General features: G+C 69.9%; 21 protein-coding genes and 1 tRNA gene. 1 reads left to right on the plus strand and 21 read right to left on the minus strand.

Annotated elements, in window-relative coordinates; all coding sequences use genetic code 11:
- Positions 1-73: 73 nt before the first annotated feature.
- Positions 74-691, minus strand: a complete 618-nt coding sequence (locus tag ACIPV2_RS05550) for an ANTAR domain-containing response regulator (RefSeq protein ID WP_071644465.1) — start codon at positions 689-691, stop codon at positions 74-76.
- A gap of 92 nt (positions 692-783) precedes the next feature.
- Here ACIPV2_RS05550 and ACIPV2_RS05555 point away from each other — a divergent pair.
- Positions 784-866 (plus strand) — tRNA-Leu (locus tag ACIPV2_RS05555).
- A 44-nt stretch (positions 867-910) separates the two neighbouring features.
- On the opposite strand, the gene ACIPV2_RS05560 is transcribed toward ACIPV2_RS05555, so the two are convergent.
- The 20 genes from ACIPV2_RS05560 to ACIPV2_RS05655 form a co-directional block, all read right to left on the minus strand.
- Complete coding sequence (locus tag ACIPV2_RS05560; RefSeq protein WP_400839223.1) at positions 911-1636, minus strand: OBAP family protein; 726 nt, start codon at positions 1634-1636, stop codon at positions 911-913.
- A 79-nt stretch (positions 1637-1715) separates the two neighbouring features.
- A complete protein-coding gene (locus tag ACIPV2_RS05565) occupies positions 1716-2381 on the minus strand; it encodes an esterase/lipase family protein (RefSeq protein WP_400839225.1) in 666 nt (221 codons plus the stop codon).
- A complete protein-coding gene (locus ACIPV2_RS05570) occupies positions 2378-3199 on the minus strand; it encodes an alpha/beta fold hydrolase (RefSeq protein ID WP_400839227.1) in 822 nt (273 codons plus the stop codon). Before ACIPV2_RS05570 ends, ACIPV2_RS05565 begins: the two co-directional genes overlap by 4 nt.
- A gap of 79 nt (positions 3200-3278) precedes the next feature.
- Positions 3279-4727, minus strand: a complete 1449-nt coding sequence (gene pyk / locus ACIPV2_RS05575; protein WP_101186963.1) for a pyruvate kinase — start codon at positions 4725-4727, stop codon at positions 3279-3281.
- A gap of 56 nt (positions 4728-4783) precedes the next feature.
- Positions 4784-6250: a glutamate synthase subunit beta gene (locus ACIPV2_RS05580; protein ID WP_400839229.1), complete on the minus strand. Its 1467-nt coding sequence runs from the start codon at positions 6248-6250 to the stop codon at positions 4784-4786.
- Positions 6243-10808, minus strand: coding sequence for a glutamate synthase large subunit (gltB, locus tag ACIPV2_RS05585; protein ID WP_400839231.1), 4566 nt, complete (start codon positions 10806-10808; stop codon positions 6243-6245). Before gltB ends, ACIPV2_RS05580 begins: the two co-directional genes overlap by 8 nt.
- Before the next feature lie 131 nt (positions 10809-10939).
- A complete protein-coding gene (gene lgt, locus ACIPV2_RS05590) occupies positions 10940-11911 on the minus strand; it encodes a prolipoprotein diacylglyceryl transferase (protein ID WP_101186585.1) in 972 nt (323 codons plus the stop codon).
- 10 nt (positions 11912-11921) lie between these two features.
- On the minus strand, positions 11922-12713 hold the full coding sequence (gene trpA / locus ACIPV2_RS05595; protein WP_101186586.1) for a tryptophan synthase subunit alpha: 792 nt from the start codon (positions 12711-12713) through the stop codon (positions 11922-11924).
- Positions 12710-13936, minus strand: a complete 1227-nt coding sequence (gene trpB, locus ACIPV2_RS05600) for a tryptophan synthase subunit beta (protein ID WP_400839234.1) — start codon at positions 13934-13936, stop codon at positions 12710-12712. The genes trpA and trpB overlap by 4 nt, the downstream gene beginning before the upstream one ends.
- Positions 13933-14739: an indole-3-glycerol phosphate synthase TrpC gene (gene trpC, locus ACIPV2_RS05605; RefSeq protein ID WP_400839933.1), complete on the minus strand. Its 807-nt coding sequence runs from the start codon at positions 14737-14739 to the stop codon at positions 13933-13935. Before trpC ends, trpB begins: the two co-directional genes overlap by 4 nt.
- Positions 14740-14741: 2 nt before the next feature.
- On the minus strand, positions 14742-14972 hold the full coding sequence (locus ACIPV2_RS05610) for an HGxxPAAW family protein (RefSeq protein ID WP_400839236.1): 231 nt from the start codon (positions 14970-14972) through the stop codon (positions 14742-14744).
- A gap of 34 nt (positions 14973-15006) precedes the next feature.
- Positions 15007-15600: a Trp biosynthesis-associated membrane protein gene (locus ACIPV2_RS05615; protein ID WP_400839238.1), complete on the minus strand. Its 594-nt coding sequence runs from the start codon at positions 15598-15600 to the stop codon at positions 15007-15009.
- Between the two features lies 1 nt (position 15601).
- Positions 15602-15943: a phosphoribosyl-AMP cyclohydrolase gene (hisI, locus tag ACIPV2_RS05620; RefSeq protein ID WP_400839240.1), complete on the minus strand. Its 342-nt coding sequence runs from the start codon at positions 15941-15943 to the stop codon at positions 15602-15604.
- Positions 15940-16701: an imidazole glycerol phosphate synthase subunit HisF gene (gene hisF, locus ACIPV2_RS05625; protein WP_400839242.1), complete on the minus strand. Its 762-nt coding sequence runs from the start codon at positions 16699-16701 to the stop codon at positions 15940-15942. Before hisF ends, hisI begins: the two co-directional genes overlap by 4 nt.
- Positions 16701-17543, minus strand: coding sequence for an ATP phosphoribosyltransferase (gene hisG, locus ACIPV2_RS05630; RefSeq protein ID WP_400839244.1), 843 nt, complete (start codon positions 17541-17543; stop codon positions 16701-16703). The genes hisF and hisG overlap by 1 nt, the downstream gene beginning before the upstream one ends.
- Positions 17544-17583: 40 nt before the next feature.
- Positions 17584-17847: a phosphoribosyl-ATP diphosphatase gene (locus tag ACIPV2_RS05635; RefSeq protein WP_071644477.1), complete on the minus strand. Its 264-nt coding sequence runs from the start codon at positions 17845-17847 to the stop codon at positions 17584-17586.
- Positions 17844-18524, minus strand: a complete 681-nt coding sequence (rpe, locus tag ACIPV2_RS05640) for a ribulose-phosphate 3-epimerase (RefSeq protein ID WP_400839246.1) — start codon at positions 18522-18524, stop codon at positions 17844-17846. Before rpe ends, ACIPV2_RS05635 begins: the two co-directional genes overlap by 4 nt.
- Positions 18521-19918 (minus strand): RsmB/NOP family class I SAM-dependent RNA methyltransferase, encoded by a 1398-nt coding sequence (locus tag ACIPV2_RS05645; protein ID WP_400839248.1) that lies wholly within the window; start codon positions 19916-19918, stop codon positions 18521-18523. Before ACIPV2_RS05645 ends, rpe begins: the two co-directional genes overlap by 4 nt.
- Positions 19915-20838 (minus strand): methionyl-tRNA formyltransferase, encoded by a 924-nt coding sequence (gene fmt / locus ACIPV2_RS05650; protein ID WP_400839250.1) that lies wholly within the window; start codon positions 20836-20838, stop codon positions 19915-19917. Before fmt ends, ACIPV2_RS05645 begins: the two co-directional genes overlap by 4 nt.
- Positions 20839-20871: 33 nt before the next feature.
- Complete coding sequence (locus tag ACIPV2_RS05655) at positions 20872-22851, minus strand: primosomal protein N' (RefSeq protein WP_400839252.1); 1980 nt, start codon at positions 22849-22851, stop codon at positions 20872-20874.
- Position 22852 lies beyond the last annotated feature (1 nt).

Below are 22852 nucleotides of genomic sequence, written 5' to 3' on the forward strand. Positions count from 1 at the left end.
GGAATGCCGAACGGCCCCCGACGTGACGTCGGGGGCCGTTTCGCTGTGCGAGCCGGTGCGGCTCAGACAGAAGTCATTTCTTGGGCGCGAGCTGCTCGATGATGGCCTTCGCGACGTCCTGCATGGTGAGACGGCGGTCCATCGACGCCTTCTGGATCCAGCGGAACGCCTCGGGCTCGGACAGGCCCATCTTCTCGTTCAGCAGACCCTTGGCGCGGTCGACGAGCTTGCGGGTCTCGAAGCGCTCGACCATGTCGGCGACCTCGGCCTCGAGCGTGATGATCTGCTCGTGACGGGCCAGCGCGATCTCGATGGCCGGCAGCAGGTCGTTCGGGGTGAAGGGCTTGACGACGTATGCGAGGGCGCCGGCCTCGCTCGCACGCTCGACGAGCTCCTTCTGGCTGAACGCGGTCAGCAGCACGACGGGGGCGATGTTGGCCTTGTGCAGCTTCTCGGCGGCGCTGATGCCGTCGAGCTGAGGCATCTTCACGTCCATGACGACGAGGTCGGGCCGCAGCTCGGTGGCCAGCTGCACGGCGGTCTCGCCGTCGCCGGCTTCGCCGACGACATCGAAGCCGTTGTCGCGCAGGATCTCGACGATGTCGAGGCGGATCAGCGACTCATCCTCAGCGACGACGACGCGACGCGGGGCGGATGCCGTGGGCTGCTCGGGCTGCTCTTGCTCAGTCACCCGTCCATCCTAGTCGAAGGCCGCGCACGTCGGCGGAAAGCGCGCGCGGGCTGCCGTGCCGGCTGCGATACAGTCGTATGCGCAGTGTGCCGGCCGGCGTGGCGGAATGGCAGACGCGGAGCACTCAAAATGCTCTGTCCGAGAGGGCGTGTGGGTTCGAGTCCCACCGCCGGCACATGCGCAGGAGGGCCGTCCCGCAGGGGCCGCCCTCCTGCGCACTCACACGGGGCCTTCGCCGCTGGCGGCATCCGCGTCGATCACCCCGGGTATCGGCGAGCTGCCAGGAAAGCTGTCGCGCAGCACGTCCACGCCGTGCTGCGGGTGCGCGTAGGCTGCCAGGTCCTGGCGCTGCTCGCGTCGGGGTGCGGATTCCAGCCCCATGGCCTCTTCGCGGTCCTGCTCGAGACGTGGGTCGCTCTCCCCATCCCGGTTGAACGACCACATCAGCATCGGCTCACCGAGCGGCAGCGTGTCCCCGCCGCCCAGATCGTGGCGACCCGTGTGCCAGGTGTGCCAGGTCTTGCCGTAGCTGTTGAGCAGCCTCTTCATCAGCGCCTTCTCGGCGGGTGCGGGCAGCCCCGGAGCGATCAGTGAGCCGGAGAGCACCTCGTAGTTGTGCGGATGCCAGTACTGCTGCTCGTCTGCGGGAAGGGTGTGGAACAGCTTCTCCGAGATGATGTACTCGATGCCGATCAGGTTCGCGTCGGCGGTGTTGCCGTCGAACAGCGTGGCCTGGATGAAGTCGTCGTTGACCACCCGGCAGAAGTGATGTGCCTCCATCTGCATGGCCGGGTCATCCTTGGCCGGATGGAATCCGACCACGTACACGTCGAACTTCTTCAGCGGCGTCGCACTCTGCAGCGCTTTCGCACCCAGCTCCAGCGCCGAGAGCCAGAGCCCCTTGTCGTCGCCCGCGGGCTGCAGCGGGCTTCGTCGATCAGTCATCGTCATCTCCTCACTCGTCGTACGGCCAAGGTGGCACAGCGGGACGAGTTTCGGAGTGCGGTTGATTTATCTCCGACGATCACTCCGCGAGAGCGGCGACCTCGGCCATCACCCGGGGATTGGCGAGCACGCGGAAGTGGCCGCCGGTGTCCAATGGCACGTTCTTCGCCCCCGGCAGTTCACTGCCCTCGGGGATGTGCGGGTCGAAACGGGCGTACACCGAGACGATCCGCGCATTGACCTCGTGCTGCGCCGAGAGGTGGACGATCGAAGGGTCGCGCGGCGAGAGCGCCCGCAGGTTGCGCGGCAGCATGAGCCGGGCGTAGCGCGATCCGCCGAACGGCGTCGCGACCGCCACCATGCCACGGATCCGCTCGCGCTCGAAGCCCAGCATCGCCAGCTTCCCCGCCAGGCCGCCCTTGCTGTGCGCCAGCAGCACGACGTCCTGCAGCGAGTGAGCGGCCAGGTAGGCGGCGACGCCATCGGCCATCTCCGCCACGGGCTGCAGATTGCGGTGCAGCGAATCCAGCACGTGCACCGGATGCCCCAGCTCGTGCACGCGCAGCGCCAGCGGCTGCATGAACTTCCAGGTCTCGTAGATCCCCGGCAGCACCACGATCGGCGTGCCGGCGCCCGACAGGAAGCTCTCCGGATGCACCCGGCTGGCGAACGCGCGCGCCTGCCAGACAGCCGCGTAGGCGTAGTCCTCCGCCCACCACACAGCCCGGCGCAGCACGCCGCTCACGCGTCGCGGCTTCCCGCGGATGCCGCCGGCGCGTCCGCCGGCTGCGAGCCGAGCAGACGGCCGAGAGTGTGCACGATCGCTGCGGTCACCGCTCCCGGTGCCGAGTGCTGCGCGTTGTGTGCGCGCCCGGGGATCTCCACGAGCGCCACGGGCGCTCCTCCCCCGCGCGCGTCACGGAGGCGCCGGCACCAGTCGCGCCCAGCGATCGGGTCGCGTGAGCCGCGAACGATCAGCAGCGGTCCGCGCAGATCGCGCACACGCTCCTCGATCCGGTAGCGCAGCATGTGTCGCAGCTGGGCGAGGTACCAGACTGGTCCGCACCGCAGATAGTCGCCGAAGACAAGCGCATTCGCACCGGGCGGCTCCCGCAGGGTGTCCAGTGCCAGCAGAGCGGCCTGGGCGAGCACGGTGCGACGGCGGTCGTCTGTCACCGGGCCGATCAGCACGACGGCGTCGCTGAGCTGCGGGTGCCGCACGGCCAGCTCGGTGACCCACTGGGTTCCCATCGACTGCCCGACCAGAATCAGGCTCGCGGGGCGGTCGAGCATGAGCTCGTCGAGAACCACCGCCAGCGCATCGGCCATCCTCGTCACGTCCACGTCCTGCTCCGGACGAGCCAGGCCCGCGAAACCGGGCAGATCCACCGACACGACCGTGGCGTGCGCGGTGAGCCGGCCGTGCAGACGCGCGAGATAGCGGTGCGACATGCCGATGCCGTGCACGAGCACCACGGTGGCGGAGCCAGGGCCGGGCGAGGTGAGCGTGCGGAACACCAGCTCGCCCACGCGGTGTCGGCGGGTCGAAGGCTCCTGGCTCATCTCAGCACCGTATCGCGTCTGACAGACACGAGCGCCGAGGGGCGGCCCGTCGGCCCGCCCCTCGGCGCTCGGTTGCTGCTCAGACTCCGGTCTTGTAGACGGGAGCTGCGCCGCCGACGGCATCCCCGACCTTGTGGACGCGGATGTCGTTCGTCGAGCCGATGATCCCGGGAGGGGATCCGGAGATGACGACGATGACATCGCCTTCTTCGGCCAGACCGCTGCCCAGCAGGTACTCGTCGGCCTGACGGTACATCGAGTCGGTGTGCTGCACCATCTCGACGAGCGTCGAGCGGATGCCCCAGGTCATGGCCATCCGGCGGCGGATGTCGGGCTCGGGCGTGAACGCGATCATCGGGATGCGCGAGCGCAGACGCGACAGGCGGCGAGCGGAGTCACCGGACTGCGTGAACACGCACAGATACTTCGCGCCGACGAACTCTGCCACCTCGAGGGCCGCGAGTGTGATCGCGCCGCCCTGCGTGCGGGGCTTGGTGTTCAGCGGCGAGATCCGCTCGAGCCCGTGCTCCTCGGTCGACTCGATGATGCGCGCCATGGTCTCGACCACGACGATCGGGTACTCGCCCACGCTCGTCTCACCCGAGAGCATGACGGCGTCCGCACCGTCGAGGACGGCGTTGGCGACGTCGGAGGTCTCGGCGCGGGTCGGCACCGGGCTCGAGATCATCGACTCGAGCATCTGCGTCGCCACGATGACCGGCTTGGCGTTGCGGCGAGCGAGTTCGACCGCGCGCTTCTGCACGATCGGGACCGCTTCGAGGGGCAGCTCGACGCCCAGGTCGCCGCGGGCCACCATGATGCCGTCGAACGCGTCGACGATCTCCTCGAGGGCGTCGACAGCCTGCGGCTTCTCGACCTTGGCGATGACGGGGACGCGCACACCCTCTTCGGCCATGATCTCGTGCACGCGGTCGACGTCGGCGGCGTTACGCACGAACGACAGGGCGATGACGTCGGCGCCGATGCGCAGACCCCAGCGCAGGTCGTCCTCGTCCTTCTCGCTCAGGGCGGGAACGTTGACGGCGACACCGGGCAGGTTGATGCCCTTGTTGTTGGACACGGCGCCAGCCACGATGACCTTCGTGGTGACGACGGTGCCGTCGGTCTCGACGACCTCCACGCGCACCTTGCCATCGTCGATCAGCAGGAAGTCGCCGGCGTTGACGTCCTGCGGCAGGCCCTTGAACGTCGTGCCGCAGATCTCACGGTTGCCGATGATGTCTTCCGTGGTGATCTTGAAGATGTCACCGACCTCGAGCTCGTACGGACCGTCCTCGAAACGGCCGAGGCGGATCTTCGGACCCTGCAGGTCGACGAGGATGGCGACAGCACGTCCCGAGTCCTCGGCGGCGCGACGGACGTTCGAGTAGTTGGCCTCGTGCACGGAGTAGTCGCCGTGGCTGAGGTTCAGACGGGCGACGTCCACACCGGCGTCGATAAGGGCACGGACCTTCTCATAGGTCGAGGTTGCAGGGCCGAGTGTGGCGACGATCTTCGCGCGTCTCAACATCATCTCCAGGGTAAGAGGGCAGAAATCAACATGGCGACGTTGCCGCGCCCAGCCTACGCGGGCTGAACGCTGAACGCGACATCTGTGACCGCCACCGGGGCGGGCAGCACGGTGGCGCCCATCAGGTGCCGGTCGATGGCTGCGGCCGCCGACCGCCCCTCGGCGATCGCCCAGACGATGAGCGACTGCCCGCGTCCGGCGTCGCCCGCCACGAAGACGCCCGGAACCGTGGTCGCGTATTCGCCGTCGCGCTGCAGGCTGCCGCGCTCGGTCGCGGCGGGCGCGGTGTCGCCGCCGTATGACGCGGTCTCCGGCCCGGTGAATCCCATGGCGATGAGCACGAGCTCAGCGGGGATCTCGCGCTCGGTGCCGCTGCGCGGCACGCGCCGGCCGTCGATGTACTCGGTCTCCGCCACGCGGACGGCACGGACGCGACCGTCCGAGTCGCCGAGGAACTCCACCGTGGACGCGAGGTAGGTGCGTTCACCGCCCTCCTCGTGCGCGGACTGCACCTCGAACAGCGTCGGCATGGTGGGCCATGGCTGCTCGTCGGATCTGACCGTACCCGGCTGCTTTCCGATCGCGAGGTTGGTCACGCTGCGCGCGCCGTGGCGGTGCGCGGTCCCGATGCAGTCGGCGCCGGTGTCACCGCCGCCGATCACGACGACGTGCCTGCCCGCAGCGGTGATCTGGTCGGCGACCTCGTCGCCGGCACCCACCCGATTGGAGGGCACGAGATAGTCCATCGCGAAGTGCACCCCGTCGAGGTCCCGTCCGGGGATCGGAAGGTCACGGGGCACCGTGGCTCCGGTGGCGATCAGCACGGCGTCGTAGCGGCCGCGAAGCTCGTCCCACGACAGGTCCCGGCCGATCTCCACGCCCGGGCGGAAGCGCGTGCCCTCCTCCTCCATCTGCCGCAGGCGGATGTCGAGGTGCCGCTTCTCCATCTTGAAATCCGGGATGCCGTAGCGCAGCAGTCCGCCGATGCGGTCGTCGCGCTCGAACACGACGACCGTGTGCCCGGCACGGGTGAGCTGCTGGGCTGCGGCGAGACCGGCAGGTCCGGACCCGACGACAGCGATCGTGCGGCCGGTGAGACGCTGCGGTGGCTGCGGCTCGACCCATCCGTTCTCGAACGCCTGGTCGATGATCGAGACCTCGATCTGCTTGATCGTCACGGCCGGCTGGTTGATGCCGAGCACACAGGCGCTCTCGCACGGCGCTGGGCACAGCCTCCCGGTGAACTCCGGGAAGTTGTTCGTCGCGTGCAGCCTCTCGATCGCTGCCCGGTCGGCACCGCGCCAGGTGAGGTCGTTCCACTCCGGCATGAGGTTGCCCAACGGGCATCCGGAATGGCAGAACGGCACACCGCAGTCCATGCATCGGCCTGCCTGGCGCTTCAGCACCGTCCGGTCGCCGGGTTCGTAGACCTCTTTCCAGTCCATGATCCGGACGGGCACCGGTCGGCGGGCCGGCAGCTCGCGTTCGGTCGTCTTCAGAAAGCCCTTGGGGTCAGCCACCGGTCACCTCCAGGATCCGGTCCCAGATGACGTCGCCGTCGGGGTCGATCCCCGCGGCCTCGGCCTCCTGGCGCATGGTGCGCACCGCCGCGTAGTCGCGTGGCAGCACCTTCGTGAATTCGTTGAGGACGCTCTCGAAGTCGTCCAGGAGAGCGGATGCCAGCGGCGACGCCGTCCGCTCGACGTGCTCGACGAGCAGCTCGCGCAGCACCTCGGCGTCGTCGCGCTCGAGCGCAGTGAGCAGCAGCTCTCCGCTCTGCAGCGCCTGACTGTTCACTCGCGCCGCGCTGAGCCGCCGCACGTACGCGACCCCGCCGGACATCCCCGCACCGAGGTTGCGACCGGTGTCACCGAGGATGACCGCGACACCACCCGTCATGTACTCCAGAGCGTGATCTCCGACGCCTTCCACGACCGCGGTCGCTCCGGAGTTGCGCACGAGGAACCGCTCCCCCACCGCACCGGAGATGTACATGCTGCCGCTGGTCGCGCCGTAGCCGATCACGTTGCCGGCGACGACGTTGCGGTGCGGCTCGAACCGGGCATCCCGAGCCGGCCGGATGGTGATGTCTCCACCCGAGAGACCCTTGCCGACGTAGTCGTTCGCGTCGCCCTCGAGCCGCAGCACGATGCCGGGCGGCAGGAAGGCCCCGAGTGACTGGCCGGCGGTGCCGTGCAGGGTGATGTCGATCGTCTCGCGGGGAAGACCCGCCGCGCCGTGTCGTGCGGTGACATGGTGGCCCAGCATGGTGCCGACGGCTCGCTCGGTGTTGCGGATCGGCAGCTCGATGACGACCGGCAGCGCGCTGTCGAGGGCTTCGGACGCATGCACGAGCAGCGCCGTGTCGAAGTGCTTCTCGAGCTCGTGCTCCTGGGCTCGCGCGCTGCGCCTCGGCTCTCCGGCAGGGAACGCCGGACCCTCGAGGATCGGCGCCAGGTCGAGGCCGTCGGTCTTCCAGTGCCGCACGGCCGGATCGGTGCGCAGCAGGTCGCTCCGGCCGATGATCTCGTCGATCGAGCGGAATCCGAGGGCGGCGAGCAGCTCGCGCACCTCCTCGGCGATGAACTCCATGAAGTTCACCACGAACTCCGGCTTGCCCGTGAAGCGCTGGCGCAGCACCGGGTTCTGGGTCGCCACGCCCACCGGACAGGTGTCGAGGTGACACACCCGCATGAGGATGCAGCCGCTGACCACCAGAGGTGCCGTCGCGAAGCCGAACTCCTCCGCTCCCAGCAGTGCGCCGATGATCACATCGCGCCCGGTCTTCAGCTGCCCGTCGACCTGCACCACGACGCGGTCGCGCATGCCGTTGAGCATGAGCGTTTGCTGCACCTCGGCAAGACCCAGCTCCCAAGGGGTGCCGGCGTGCTTCAGCGAGTTCAGCGGGCTCGCGCCCGTGCCGCCGTCGTGACCCGACACGAGCACCACGTCGCTGAGCGCCTTCGCGACGCCGGCGGCGACCGCCCCGATGCCCGACTGGCTGACCAGCTTGGTGTGGATGCGCGCCTTGGGGTTCGCGCGCTTCAGGTCGAAGATCAGCTGCTTGAGATCCTCGATCGAGTAGATGTCGTGGTGCGGTGGCGGGGAGATGAGTCCCACGCCGGGGGTGGCGTGCCGGGTGCGGGCCACCCATGGGTACACCTTCTGCGGCGGGAGCTGCCCGCCCTCGCCGGGCTTGGCGCCCTGGGCGAGCTTGATCTGCAGATCGTCGGCTTCGGTGAGGTACTGGCTGGTCACGCCGAATCGGCCGGAGGCGACCTGCTTGATCGCGCTGCGCCGCTCGGGGTCGGTGAGGCGCTCGGGGTCCTCGCCGCCCTCACCGGTGTTCGACTTCGCTCCCAGGCGGTTCATCGCGATCGCGAGGGTCTCGTGCGCCTCCTGCGAGATCGACCCGTAGCTCATCGCACCGGTCGAGAATCGCTTCACGATCGCGCTGACCGGCTCGACCTCGTCGAGGGGCACCGGCGGGCGCTCGCCGGTGCGCAGCTCGAACAGTCCGCGCAGCGTCTTCAGCTCGCGCGCCTGGTCGTCGACCAGACGGGTGTACTCCCGGAAGATGTCGTAGCGGCGGGTTCTCGTCGCGTGCTGCAGCCGGAACACCGTCTCCGGGTTGAACAGGTGCGGTGAGCCGTCTCGCCGCCACTGGTACTCGCCGCCGGTCCACAGCCGCTCGTGCGCGCGGGGCGCGCCGTCCTGAGGGTAGGCGTAGTCATGGCGCTGCTGATTCTCGGCGTAGATGTCATCGATGCCGATGCCGCCGAGCTTCGTCTGGGTGCCGGTGAAGTACCGGTCGATGAGCTCCTGGCCGAGCCCGATCGCCTCGAAGACCTGCGCTCCTGCGTAGGAGGACACCGTCGAGATCCCCATCTTCGACATGATCTTCAGCACCCCCTTGCCCAGCGCGTGGATGAGGTTGTGCACGGCCTGATCGGGAGTGATCCCGGTGATGAAGCCGGTGCGCACCAGATGCTCGACCGTCTCCATGGCGAGGTACGGGTTCACGGCGGCCGCACCGTAGCCGAGCAGCGTGGCGACATGGTGCACCTCGCGCACGTCCCCGGCCTCGACGATCAGGCCGACGCGCATGCGCGTCTCACGCCGGATCAGGTGGTGATGCACAGCCGAGAGCATCAGCAGCGACGGGATCGGCACCAGGTCCTTGTCGGAGTCGCGGTCGGAGAGGATGAGGAACTCCGCTCCGCGCTCGATCGCGGCGTCCGCCTCGGCGCACATCGCCTCGAGCCGCTCGGGCAGCGACTGGGGGCCGGCATCGAAGTGGTACAGACCGGAGATCGTCGCACTGGTGCGACCGGGCAGCGCCCTGTCGACGTGCTTGATCTTCGCCAGCTCGTCGTTGTCGATGACAGGGAAGTCCAGGCTGACCGTGCGCGCATGCTCCGGGCCCCACTCCAGGAGGTTGCGCTGCTTCCCGAGGCCGAGCCGCAGGCTGGTCACGACCTCTTCGCGGATGGCATCGAGCGGAGGGTTCGTCACCTGAGCGAACTGCTGCACGAAGTAGTCGAAGAGCAGCCGGGGCCGTGCGCTGAGCGCGGCGATCGGCGTGTCGCTGCCCATCGCACCGAGCGGCTCGGCGCCGGTCTGCCCCATCGGGGTGAGCAGCACCTTCACCTCCTCCTCGGTGTAGCCGAAGGTGCGCTGACGGCGGGTGATCGACGCCGCCGGATGCACGATGTGCTCGCGCTCCGGAAGATCGGCGAGGCGCACCGCACCGGCATCCAGCCACTCCTGCCAGGGATGCAGGGTCGCGAGGTCGCGCTTCACCTCGGTGTCCTCGATGATCCGCCGCTGAGCCGTGTCGACGAGGAAGAGGTGGCCGGGGCGCAGGCGGCCGCGCCGCTTGATGCGCTCCGGCGCGAACTCGAGCACCCCGGTCTCGCTGCCGATGACGACCAGTCCGTCGACCGTCTCGGTCCAGCGGCCGGGACGCAGGCCGTTGCGGTCGAGCGTCGCGCCCACCTGGGCGCCGTCCGTGAAGATCAGCGCGGCCGGGCCATCCCACGGCTCCATCTGGATGTCGTGGAACTCGTAGAAGGCGCGCAGGTCGGGATCGATGTCGGCCTGCTTCTCCCACGCCTCCGGCACCATCATCATGATCGCGTGCGGCAGGCTGCGCCCGGTGAGGGTGAGCAGCTCGAGAACCTCGTCGAAGGAGGCCGAGTCGCTCGCGCTGTCGCTGCAGATCGGCAGCAGCGGGCGGATGTCGCCGAGCAGGTCGGACCGCAGCTGCGATTGGCGGGCGCGCATCCAGTTGCGATTGCCGCCGACGGTGTTGATCTCGCCGTTGTGTGCGAGCATGCGCAGCGGCTGTGCGAGCGGCCAGGACGGGAACGTGTTCGTCGAGTAGCGCGAGTGCACGACCGCGAGCTCGGAGGCGAAGCGCTCGTCCTGCAGGTCGGGGTAGAACGGCTCGAGCTGCAGCGTCGTCAGCATGCCCTTGTAGCCGAGCGTGCGGCACGACAGCGAGACGAAGTAGGCGCCGAGTTCGTGCTCGGCGCGCTTGCGCAGCCGGTAGGCGAAGCGGTCGAGGGTCAGCGGGGAGCCGGCGCTCGCGCCGGGGATGCCGACGAAGAGCTGCTCGAACGCCGGACGGGCCTCGTCCGCGAGCGAGCCGAGGTGCTCGTTGGCGGTGGGAACGACGCGCCAGCCGAGCACGTCGAGCCCCTCTGCGGCGGCGATGCGCTCGATGCCGGCCTTCTGCTCACGGCGGGCGCTCGACTCCCGAGGGAGGAACGCGAGTCCTGCGGCGTACTCGCCTGCAGGAGGGAGGTCGAAGGAGACGACCTCTCGGAGGAACGCGTCCGGCATCTGGGTGAGGATGCCGGCGCCATCGCCGGTGCCGGCATCAGAGCCGATCGCACCGCGGTGTTCCAGGTTGCGCAGCGCCTCGAGCGCCAGCGCGATGATGTCATGGCCGGGTTCCCCGCGGAGCGTTGCGACCATGGCCAGGCCGCAGGCATCCTTCTCGTGGGCGGGGTTGTACAGACCCTGTTTCGGGGGGTAGGCGCCGGAGGCGCCGTAGGGAGGCTGGAAGTACATCAGTCACCGTCCTCAGATTTCAAGTGAACCCGGGGACGCCATCGGCCCGTGCGTTCAGTGCGATCTCTCGCGCGGAAGGAGGGCCCAGACGGACCCTCGCGTGACGGGAGCGGTGCTTGTGGCGATGGCTCCTAGTTGGCTTCGGCCGAGACGGGAGGCTCACTCACGTCGACGAAGTCGGAGGAATTGTCCTGCGATTCTACATCGGCGATCTGCGGTTCCCGACCGCGCACATAGGGCGACGGCTCCACACCCGGGTGGCGACGGGTCTGCACGATGAGGATGACGACACCCACGATGACGCCGATGATCGCGGCCCACACGTTGCTGCGCAGCCCGAACAGCACCTCGCTCGGGTCGATCCGGATCGACTCCCACACGATGCGGCCGGCGCTGTACCAGATGAGGTAGAGCGCGAACAGCTTGCCCCACTGCAGGCGGAAGCGGTGACCGGCCCACAGCAGCACCAGCACGCCGAGGCCGTTCCAGAGCACCTCGTACAGGAAGGTCGGGTGGAACAGAGTGCCCTCAGCCAGTCCCGGAGGGAAGGACGGGTTGGTGGGCTCGATCTCGAGGCCCCAGGGCACATCGGTCGGCAGACCGAACAGCTCGTGGTTGAACCAGTTGCCGAATCGGCCCATGGCCTGTGCCAGCAGGATGCCCGGTGCCAGAGCATCGGCGAATGTCCAGAACCGGATGCCCGTCCACTTGCAGCCGAGCCAGGCGCCGACGGCGCCGCCGAGCAGCGCGCCGAAGATGGCGATGCCGCCCTCCCAGATCGCCCAGACGGAGCCGTACTCGAACGGGTTCCAGGTGTTCCTGCCGGGGCCGAAGTAGAAGTTGGGGTGGGTGAGCACGTGGAAGATGCGCGCACCGATGATGCCCAGAAGCACGGCGGGGATCGCGATGTCGATCACGACCCACTTCTCCGCACCGCGTCTGGTGAGGCGGTGGTTCGTCAGCAAGCCGGCGGCGATGATGCCCGCGATGATGCACAGCGCGTAGTAGTGGATCGTCAGCGGGCCGATCTGGAAGCTGCTCTCCGGTGGGCTCGGGATGCTCGCGGGCACGATGGAAAGGCTGCTGAAGGGCGCGAAGGGCATGAGAGAGATCCTAGTATCGCGTCGTCGGCGTGCCGCCGGCGAGGGTTCTGGTGGTTGCGGCGAGGGCGTCGAGTCCGCCGTCGCGGAGCGCCTTGACGAGGGCCGTGCCGACGATCGCGCCGTCGGCGTACTCGACGACGCCCGCGACCTGATCGGCATTCGAGATGCCGATGCCGACGCAGGCGAGCACCTCGCCACGGGAGCGCATGCGCTCGACGAGCGTGCGCGCTGCCAGGTCGAGCGCAGCGCGCTCACCCGTGATGCCCATCGTCGACACGGTGTACACGAACCCGGTCGACGACGAGATCACCAGGTCGAGTCGCTCGTCGCTGGATGTCGGGGCGGCGAGGAAGATGCGGTCGAGGCCCGTGCGCTTGCTGGCCTCGATCCACTCCTCCGCCGCCTCCGGCGTGATGTCGGGGGTGATCAAGCCCGCGCCGCCGGCGGCGAGCAGGTCGTCCGCGTAGCGGTCGACGCCGTACTGCATCACGGGATTCCAGTACGTCATGACGACGACCGGCACGTCGGTCTCGGCCGTGATCGCCTGCACGGCGGTGAACAGGTCGCGCATCCGGAAGCCGTTCGCGAGCGCATGCTGCGTCGCCTCCTGGATCACCGCGCCGTCCATCACCGGGTCGGAGTAGGGCGGGCCGAGCTCGATGATGTCGACGCCGTTGCGGGCGAGAGTGAGGGCGGCCTGGATGCTCGTGTCGAGATCCGGGTAGCCCACGGGCAGGTAGCCGATGAACGCGCCTCGTCCCGCGGCATGCGCCTTGCGGATGGCATCCTCGACCCGGCTCACTCCGTGGTCCCCTCAGCGTCGGTCGTCGTGGCGTCGTACAGCTCGAAGTACCGTGCGGCGGTGTCCATGTCCTTGTCGCCGCGCCCCGAGAGGCAGATCGCGATGAGGCCGTCGGAGCCGAGTTCGCGGCCGATGCGCAGGGCGCCGGCCAGGGCGTGCGCCGACTCGATCGCGGGGATGATGCCCTCCGTCCTGCTGAGCAGCCGCAGAGCCTGCATGGCCTCGTCGTCGGTCGCGGGGATGTACTCGGCGCGCCCGATGGCGCTGAGCCACGAGTGCTCGGGCCCGACCCCCGGGTAGTCGAGACCCGCGGAGATGGAGTGCGACTCCACGGTCTGTCCGTCCTCGTCCTGCAGGACGTAGGTCTTCGCACCGTGCAGCACACCAGGCCGTCCGCGTCCGATCGACGCCGCGTGCCGCGGGGTGTCGACGCCGTCGCCTGCTGCCTCGACGCCGTACAGCTTCACGTCCTGATCATCGAGGAACGCGTCGAACATGCCGATGGCGTTCGAGCCGCCGCCGACGCAGGCGACGACCGCGTCGGGCAGCCGGCCGGCCTCGGCGATCAGCTGCTCGCGGGCCTCTTCGCCGATGATCTTCTGGAAGTCGCGCACCATCGCGGGGAACGGATGCGGGCCCGCCGCCGTGCCGAAGATGTAGTTGGTCGTCTCGACGCTCGCCACCCAGTCGCGATACGCGTCGTTGATGGCATCCTTCAGCGTGCGCGAGCCGGTGGTCACAGCCACCACCTCGGCGCCGAGCAGTCGCATGCGCGCGACGTTGAGCGCCTGACGCTCGGTGTCGACCTCGCCCATGTAGATGGTGCAGTCGAGGCCGAACAGGGCGGCTGCCGTCGCGGTCGCCACGCCGTGCTGACCGGCGCCCGTCTCGGCGATCACGCGGGTCTTGCCGAGACGCCTGGTGAGCAGCGCCTGTCCGAGCACGTTGTTGATCTTGTGCGAGCCGGTGTGGTTGAGGTCTTCCCGCTTGAGGAAGACGCGTGCACCGCCGGCGTGCGCGGCGAATCGCGGCACCTCGGTGATCGGCGAAGGGCGCCCGGCGTAGGAGTGCAGCAGCGTCGCGAGCTCGGAGCGGAACGCAGGATCGGCGATCGCATCCTCGTAGGCGGCGGCGAGCTCGTCGATCGCGGCGACGAGCGATTCGGGCATGTACCGGCCGCCGAAGTCGCCGAAGAACGGACCGTGCTGGTCGCGCAGACTCACTTCATCTCCGTTCTGCCTCGCACCGGCGTGTCACCGGCGGCGAGGAATGCGTTGAGGGTGGCGACCGGGTCGCCGGTGACGAGCGCCTCGCCGATGAGCACCACGTCGGCGCCGGCGTCCCGATACCGGGTGACGTCGTCGGGCTGCAGCACGGCCGATTCGGCAATGCGGATCGCGGAATCCGGGACGCGGTCGGAGAGGCGGGCGAACAGGTCGCGGTCGAGCTCGAGAGTGTGCAGGTTGCGCGCGTTGACGCCGATGAGATCCGCGCCCAGATCAATCGCGACCTCGAGCTCCTCGGCGGAGTGCGTCTCGACGAGCGGGGTCATTCCGAGATCCGTGATGAGGTCGTGCAGCTCGGTGAGAACGGTCTGCGACAGACCCGCGACGATGAGCAGCACGAGATCGGCGCCGGCGGCGCGCGCCTCGAAGACCTGGTACGGCGTCGCGATGAAGTCCTTGCGCAGCACCGGCACGGAGACGCGCTCGGTGACCGCCTCGAGATCGGCGAGGCTGCCGCCGAAGCGGCGCTCCTCGGTGAGCACGCTGATCGCCGAAGCGCCACCCTGCTCGTACAGCGAAGCCTGCAGCGCGGGATCGGGGATCTCTGCCAGGGCGCCACGCGACGGGCTGGCGCGCTTGACCTCGGCGATGATCTTCACCCGGTCTGCCGGGGCGAGCGCGGCGAGCACATCACGAGCGGCGGGTCGTGCGGCGGCCTCGCGCTCGACGACGGCGAGCGGTCGCGACTGGGCGCGCCGCTCGGCATCCTGCACGGCGCCGGCCGTCAGGTCGGCGAGCACCATCAGTGCGCCTTCGGCGCGTACTTCGGGCCCTTCACACCCCAGCCGGCCTTCGCCATAGCCCACCCGACGATCGCTCCGACCACCACGACGGCGGCGCAGACCCAGACGGCGACCGGCAGGCCGACGCAGAAGAAGACCGTGCCGGCGGTGAAGCCCACGAGCATGATCACGACGGCGGTCCAGGCAGCAGGCGAGTGTCCGTGGCCGGGATCGGCGATCGGGTTGGTCATGTTCTCCTCCGGGTGGCTAGGCGATGCTGACAGTCTATCGGGCTGAGTCCGTCGGATCCGTGCCGTGCGACAGCTCGTCCCACGAATCGACGGAGTCGAGCGGCCCCGAGCTGCGATGCGCGCCCTCGCCAGCCGAGCGATAGCGACGGCCGCCGGTCGGCCAGCGGCGCGCGGTGAGGAGCACGAAGACGGATGCCAGAGCGAGCACCACCCAGCAGAGCAGGGCGATCACGGGCCACGGCGTCGCCGTGACGTCCGCGACGACCTGTCGCAGCGATTCCTCGCCGCCCAGGCCGGTCGCCTCGGTGACCGCGGGCGCCACGGCCGAGATCGGCGCCGACCCGATCAACGGCGCGGTGCCGAGGATGAGAACGGCGGCGGCTCCGACGCCGAGCACGGCGAGGATGTGGCGCAGCACGGGGCCGGCGATCGAAAGCGCGGCGCCCAGCGCCAGCACGGCGAGCGACAGCGGAGCCAGCAGCGGGTAGATCACCGCGCCGGTGACGGTGAGGGTCTCCCCCGCATCGGCACGCTGCACCGTCGCCCAGATCTGGGTGGACGAGATGATGCCGATCCCGCCGGAGAGCAGGAATGTGAGGACGCCGAGCATCCGGGCGCGCCGCAGCACGTCACGCCTCGCTCATGGGCAGTTCGCGCCCGTCGAAGCAGGTGCGGCTGCCGGTATGGCAGGCGGCGCCCTGCTGGTCGACCTGCAGCAGGATCGTGTCGGCATCGCAGTCCACAGCGATGCGGACGACGCGCTGGGTGCTGCCCGAGGTGTCGCCCTTGCGCCAGTACTCCTGACGCGACCGCGACCAGTACACGGCACGGCCGCCGGCCATCGTGCGACGCAGCGCCTCCGCATCCATCCAGGCCAGCATGAGGACCTCTCGGGTGTCATGCTGCTGCACGATCACGGGTGCGAGTCCCGCGTCGTTCCACGCGATCGACGTGACATCGAGCGAGCTCATCGCACCACCACGCCGTCGGCCCGCAGCGCGTCCTTGACCTCGCCGATCGTGAGCTGTCCGCTGTGGAACACGCTGGCTGCGAGCACGGCATCCGCCCCGGCGGCGATCGCGGGGGCGAAATCTGCCACGTCGCCCGCTCCCCCGGACGCGATCACGGGAACGGCAGAGACCTCGCGCATCAGGCGAACCAGCTCGAGGTCGAAGCCGTCCTTCGTGCCGTCCGCGTCGATCGAGTTGACCAGAAGCTCTCCGGCGCCGCGCTCGATGGCCTCGCGCGCCCAGTCGAGTGCGTCGAGGGTCGTCTCGGCGCGTCCGCCGTGCGTCGTGACGACGAAGCCGGAGTGCGTCGTCGTCGACCGCTTGACGTCGAGCGAGAGCACGAGCACCTGGGCGCCGAAGCGGTCGGCGATCTCATCGAGAAGCGCCGGACGGGCGATCGCGGCGGAGTTGACCCCCACCTTGTCCGCACCGACCGACAGCAGGCGCGCCACGTCGTCGACGCTGCGCACCCCGCCGCCCACGGTGAGCGGCACGAACACGTTCTCGGCGGTGCGCTGCACGACGTCGTGGGTCGTCGCCCTGGCATCCACCGTGGCGGTGACATCGAGGAAGGTGATCTCGTCGGCCCCCTGTGCCGCGTAGTGCGCGGCGAGCTCGACGGGGTCGCCCATGTCACGCAGGTTCTGGAAGTTCACGCCCTTCACCACGCGACCCGCGGCGACGTCGAGGCAGGGGATCACGCGGGCTGCGAGCGTCATCAGAGCCTCGCCGCGTCGATCGCGGTCACCAGGATCGCCCGAGCGCCGAGGGCGTACAGGTCGTCCATCACCTGGTTGACGCCCTTGCGCGGCACCATGACCCGCACGGCCACCCACTCGGGGTCGCGCAGCGGCGAGATGGTCGGCGACTCCCGCCCTCCGGCGATCTCGACGGCCTGGTCCACGAGGCGGGCGGGGAGGTCGTAGTCGAGCAGCACATACTGCCGGGCCACCATCACACCGCGCAGGCGGCGCAGCAGGCGGTCAGTTCCCGGCGCATCGCCCGGCCGGCTGATCAGCACGGCCTCGGACTGGATGATGATCGGGCCGAAGATCTCCAGGCCCGCCTGACGCAGCGTGGTCCCGGTCTCGACGACGTCGGCGATCACGTCGGCGACGCCGAGCTGCACAGCCGACTCCACCGCGCCGTCCAGAGGGACGAGGTGGGCGGTCACGCCGTTCTCGCGCAGGAAGTCGTCGACCAGGCCGGGATAGGCGGAAGCGACGCGAACGCCCTCGAGATCCTCGATCGACGAGTATCTGCCGGGAGGGGCCGCGAACCGGAAGGTCGAGCGGGCGAAGCCCAGCTGCTCGATCTCCCTGGCGTCGTCCTGACGGACGTCGCGCAGCAGGTCGCGACCGGTGATGCCGACGTCGAGAGCGCCGGATGCCACGTAGGTCGCGATGTCACGAGGACGGAGGTAGAAGAACTCGACGTCACTGTCGGCGTCGATGACGTGCAGGGTCTTGGGGTCGCGTCGGCCGGTGTATCCGGCCTCCGTCAGCATCTCGGCGGCTGTCTCGGAGAGCGAGCCCTTGTTGGGAACGGCGATGCGCAGCATGGATGTCTTTCGTCTCTGGTGAACGGTGTCTGAGCCTCGCTCACAGATGTCGGTAGACGTCCTCCAGAGACAGTCCCTTGGCGAGCATCATCACCTGCAGGTGGTAGAGCAGCTGCGAGATCTCCTCGGCGGCCTCGTCGTTCGACTCGTACTCGGCGGCCATCCAGACCTCGGCCGCCTCCTCGACGATCTTCTTGCCGATCGCATGCACTCCGCGATCCAGCTGTGCGACGGTGCCCGATCCCTCGGGACGCTCGAGCGCGGTGGCGCTGAGCTCGGCGAACAGTTCGTCGAATGTCTTCACGATTCCAGGCTAGCCGCTCGTGCACGCTCACGAAGACCGATGACGGCGGCCTCGATGTCGGCGGCCCCGTACACCGCAGAGCCCGCGACGAACGTGTCGGCGCCCGCGGCGGCGGCCTGCGCGATCGTGTCGTCGGAGATCCCGCCGTCGACCTGCAGCCAGACGCCGGACCCTCGCCTGCGCGCCTCGTCATGCAGCGCCCGCAGCTTCGGCATCGTCTCGGGTATGAAGCCCTGGCCGCCGAAGCCCGGCTCGACGGTCATCACCAGGATCTGGTCGAACTCGTCGAGGATGTCGTAGAGCGCCTCCCCTGCCGTACCCGGTTTGATCGCGATACCCGCGCGCGCCCCGATCGAGCGAAGGCGGCGGGCGAGCGCGACCGGGTCGGCGGCGGCCTCGAGGTGGAAGGTGACGCTGGCGGCGCCCAGCTCGGCGTATCCAGGCGCCCACCGGTCGGGATCGCTGATCATCAGGTGCACGTCGAGCGGGATGGGACTGGTCGCCTGGATGCGCTCGACCATCTGGGGACCGAAGGTGAGGTTCGGGACGAAGTGGTTGTCCATCACGTCGACGTGCGCGAAGTCGGCCGTCGCGATCCGGGCGAGCTCCGACTGCATGTTGGCGAAGTCCGCCGCGAGGATGCTCGGGTTGATCCGCGGCGCGGTGGGGAGGGTCACGAGGTGGTCCTTTCCGGATCGGTGCGCTGCAGCAGCGCGAGGAACATGGCGTCGGTGCCGTGGCGATGCGGCCACAGCTGCACGCTGCCGCTGCCGGGACCGTCGTTCACGCGCGGGGATAGGTCGATGGGCGATCGGGCGACTCCGGCCATGACCGAGCGCGCGTCGAGCTCGACGATGTCGTCGCGACGGCGCAGGATCTCCGTGACGACTCCCGTCGTCTCCGCCAGATGCGGCGAGCAGGTCGCGTAGCCGACGATGCCGCCGGGCTTCAGCGCGTCGAGCGCGGCATCGAGCAGCTGCATCTGCAGCTCGACGAGCTCAGGGACGTTTTCCGGCAACTTGCGCCAGCGCGCCTCCGGACGCCGGCGCAGCGCGCCGAGACCGGTGCACGGCGCATCCACGAGGATGCGATCGAAGGATGCCGGATGCTGTGCAGCGAGCACACGTCCGTCCTCCTCGTGCACGGGCACCTCGATCGGCAGCGGACGCACCGCATGCCGGACCAGTCCGGCGCGCGCGGGAACGACCTCGTTCGCCTCGAGATCAGCACCGGATCCGAGCGCGAGCGCGGCGAGCATCGCCGTCTTCCCGCCGGGCCCTGCGCAGAGGTCCAGCCACCGCTCCCCCGTATGCACGGGCGCGGCGGCGGCCAGCGCCAGCGCGACGAGCTGCGAGCCCTCATCCTGCACGCGGACGGTGCCGTTCGCGTCGGCGATGACCCGACGAGGGTCGCCGCCTGGCGAGCCGAATGCGGTGGACGCGTACGGGCGTCGCGGGGTGCCCGGCTCGGCGAGCCCCGGGAGCGCGGCGAGGGTGACCTCGGGTGCGACGTTGTCGGACACCAGCAGCGCGTCGAGTTCATCCCCTCGCCCCTCGGCGGCGAGGGCGCGCCGGAGGGCCCGGATCACCCACACGGGATGCGCGGTGCGCAGCGCGAGGCGCTCGTCGTCGGAGCGCGCGCCCGCTTCGATTCGCTGCTGCCAGGTGTCGGCGTCGTCTCGGCCAATCCGGCGCAGCACGGCGTTGGCGAATCCGGACGCCCCGCGTCCGACCTCGGCTGCGACCAGCGAGACCGACTCGTTGACCGCCGCGTGCGCGGCGACGCGGGTGGAGAGCAGCTGATGCGCGCCGAGGCGAAGGGCATCCAGCACCGCAGGGTCGATCTGATCGACGGGCCGGCCGGCCGCCTCGGCGATGATGGCGTCGTAGGTTCCGCGTCGACGCAGCGTGCCGTAGGTGAGCTCCGTGGCGAGACCGGCGTCCTGCGGGTCGAGGTTCGCTTCGACGATCAGCTTGGGCAGCAGCAGGTTCGCATACGCGTCGTCGTCCGACACGGCTCGGAGCACGTCGTAGGCGACCCAGCGGGCGGCCTGGATCTTCGGGGCGCTCACGATCCGACCCTCGCGGATCCGCCGTCGCGCAGACCGCGCCACCAGTCGGCGGCGTTCATCGATCCCTTGCCCGCCGGCTGCACACGGGTGACCGCGAGCGGTGTCGTGCCCGTGCCGATGAGCACGGCGTCCTTGGTGCCGTGCAGCAGGCCCGGCTCGAGGCGCGGCGCGTCGATCGGCCCGGGTGCGGCGCCGAGGATCTTCAGCCGAGCGCCGGCGATGGTGGTGTGCGCACCGGGTTCTGGCGTGACGCCGCGGTAGCGCGCGTACACCTCGTCGAGTGCTGCCTGCCAGTCGATCACGCCGTCGTCGAGCGTGAGCTTCGGGGCGAGGGAGGGATCGCCCTGCTGCGGCTGCGCGCGGGCGGTGCCATCGGCGATGCCGGCCACCACGTCGAGGGTGAGCGCGGCGCCGTCCTTCGCGAGCACCTCGAGAGCCACGTCGGCGGTCGCGTCATCGGGCACGGCGACGGAGCGCATGGCGAAGACGTCTCCCGCATCGAGCGCGGGCACGAGCTGGAACACGGCGACGCCGAGCTCGGCATCGCCGTTGATCAGAGCCCGCTGCACCGGGGCTGCGCCGCGCCACCGCGGCAGCAGCGAGAAGTGCAGGTTGATCCAGCCCTTCGCGGGCGTCGACAGCAGCGGCTCGCGCACGATCCCGCCGTAGGCGACGATCACTCCAAGTGCAGCGTCGAGGGCGTCGATCTGCTTCGTCACGTCTTCATCGAGCCGGGCTGCCTTGATGACGGGCAGTCCGAGCTGCTCTGCGACTGCGGCGACGGGCGACGGGGTCAGCACGCGCTTGCGCCCGAGTGGGGCATCCGGGCGGGTGATCACCGCCGCGATCTCGTGCTGCGCGGCGAGGGCGCGCAGGGTGGGGACGGCGACGGCGGGGGTGCCTGCGAAGACGAGGCGCATGAAAGGTTCTCCGGTCGGTCGAGCTTCGGGTGATCAGATGTCGGGTTCGAGGATATCGAGATGCACCGAGAGCGGGATGCGCTGCCTCCCCCGGCCACGTCGGCTCTGGGCGGCATCGGCGACGACGCTGGCGCGCAGCGTGTCAGCGACCTCCTGACCGGCGGCGTAGGGGAAGCGGACGAGGGCGCGCACGCGCCCGTCCTCGTCGATCGGCACGGGTCCCAGCACCGCGTCCGCGGGAATGCCGATGCCTGAGAGCACGTCGATCGCCGCGCTCACCGACGCCGGAACACCCTCGAGCTGCGCGAACCGCGCCGTCGGAGGCATGTGCAGCGGCATCCGCGCCTCCAGCTCGGAGCGGGCGTAGGCCGCGGCCGACCAGCTCGCGAGGGCGCGAGCCACCGGGCCGTCCACGCCCACGAGATGCACGGGTGATCGCGGGGCTGCGAGGGCGGCGGCGTTCGACCACCAGCGCAGGCACGACTCTCCGATCCGCAGCTCCGGCGCCTGCAGCATGCGTGCGCCGTCGAGCAGGATGACCGCCCGGTAGCCGCCGTCGGCGATCGGCTCGGCGCCGCGCGTGGCGACGACCAGCGCAGGACGATCGTCGACGTGCTGCACCGGGTGAGCGCCGTCGGAGACGATCACCCGCACTCCGGGGAAGGCGCGTCCGAGTTCGTCGGCGGTGCGCTCGGTGCCGGAGGACGCCAGCCGCACCTGCTCGGACGAGCATTCCACGCACCGCCAGGAGTGCGCGGATCGACCGCACCACCCGCACACGGGCACTGCTCCGCGACGTCGGGCGCCCAGCGGCCCGCCGCACTGCCGGCACCGCGCGGGATGCCGGCATGTGGCGCACACGAGCGTCGGAGCGAAGCCGGGGCGAGCGACCTGCACGAGCACCGGCCCTTCCGCCGCCGCCGCGCGCGCACTGGCGAAGGCGCTCGAGGGCACCCGCTGACCGATCGTCCGCTCGAGCTCCTGCGGCGTGCTCAGACGCACGTTCGGGATGACCCGCCGCGCGGCGGTGACATCGCGCAGCCACGAGTGCTGCACGAGCCGCTCGACGTCGGTCGAGCGCGTGTGCGCGACGAGCAGCAGTGCACTGCCCTCCTGCTCCTGCCGGATCAGCGCTGCGTCGCGGGCGTGCACGTAGGGGGCGAGCGGTTCGGCGAGCAGCGGGTCGGAATCGTCCCAGATGACGACGAGCGCGGCGCGAACCGGAGAGTAGACGGCTGAGCGGTTGCCGACCACGACGCAGGGCGCATCGTCGAGGGTGCGCAGGAAAGCGCGGTAGCGGTTGGGATTCGTCTGCCGTGCGTCGTGGCGTGCGATCGCCTCTGCCGGCACGAGCTCCGCGAGCGCGGTGAGCAGCAGCTCCTGGTCGCGGTAGTCGGGAACCACCAGGACGCTCGACCGGCCATCGGCCAGCTCGGCAGCGGCGGCAGCGGCCAGCAGCGCGGCCCATCCGGGCTCGGATCCGGTCTGGACGGGGATGGCCTCGACGGCCGCCCGGCCCGACTCGGCGATCACCTCGGCCAGACCGTCGTAGCGGGCGATGATCTCGTGTGCTCGGGTCAGGGCATCCGAATCGATCTCGATCGTCTCTTCGACCGGTGTCCACGCCTTCTCGACCCGCACCTGCCGCTTCGGGATAGCGAGGCGCAGGACGTCGGATGCCGAGCCCGCCGCGCGATCCGCCGCTCGCCGCGCGAGGCGGTACAGACGGTCGGGCATCACGACGGTCGACGAGACGACGCTCTCGATCTCGGAGAGCATGCGAGTGGCATCCGGTTCCACGTCGATCTCGACGATGAAGCCGTCGACCACGCGACCCGCGGTGCGCAGCGGCGCCTTGATGCGGACGCCGGGGACGACGTCGCCGAGCTCGTCAGGCAGGGCGTAGTCGAACAGCCTGTCCAGCTGCGGCAGCGGCGAGTCGATCAGCACCCGCGCGATGCGGCGTCCCTCCCCCGGGCCGGCCTCCGCCCGCTCGGGACGAGCCTCGGACACG

Origin of the sequence: Microbacterium sp. NPDC089987, from assembly GCF_044748505.1 — a bacterium.
Lineage (GTDB): Bacteria > Actinomycetota > Actinomycetes > Actinomycetales > Microbacteriaceae > Microbacterium.

Coding starts and splice junctions, on each gene's coding strand:
- hisG (WP_400839244.1), bottom strand. CDS start 17,543: ATGCTGCGCATCGCCGTTCCCAACAAGGGCTCGCTCTCCGAGACAGCC.
- fmt (WP_400839250.1), bottom strand. CDS start 20,838: ATGCGCCTCGTCTTCGCAGGCACCCCCGCCGTCGCCGTCCCCACCCTG.
- lgt (WP_101186585.1), bottom strand. CDS start 11,911: ATGCCCTTCGCGCCCTTCAGCAGCCTTTCCATCGTGCCCGCGAGCATC.
- ACIPV2_RS05570 (WP_400839227.1), bottom strand. CDS start 3,199: ATGAGCCAGGAGCCTTCGACCCGCCGACACCGCGTGGGCGAGCTGGTG.
- hisI (WP_400839240.1), bottom strand. CDS start 15,943: ATGAGCTCGCTCGATGTCACGTCGATCGCGTGGAACGACGCGGGACTC.
- gltB (WP_400839231.1), bottom strand. CDS start 10,808: ATGTACTTCCAGCCTCCCTACGGCGCCTCCGGCGCCTACCCCCCGAAA.
- hisF (WP_400839242.1), bottom strand. CDS start 16,701: ATGACGCTCGCAGCCCGCGTGATCCCCTGCCTCGACGTCGCCGCGGGT.
- ACIPV2_RS05610 (WP_400839236.1), bottom strand. CDS start 14,972: ATGACCAACCCGATCGCCGATCCCGGCCACGGACACTCGCCTGCTGCC.
- ACIPV2_RS05560 (WP_400839223.1), bottom strand. CDS start 1,636: ATGACTGATCGACGAAGCCCGCTGCAGCCCGCGGGCGACGACAAGGGG.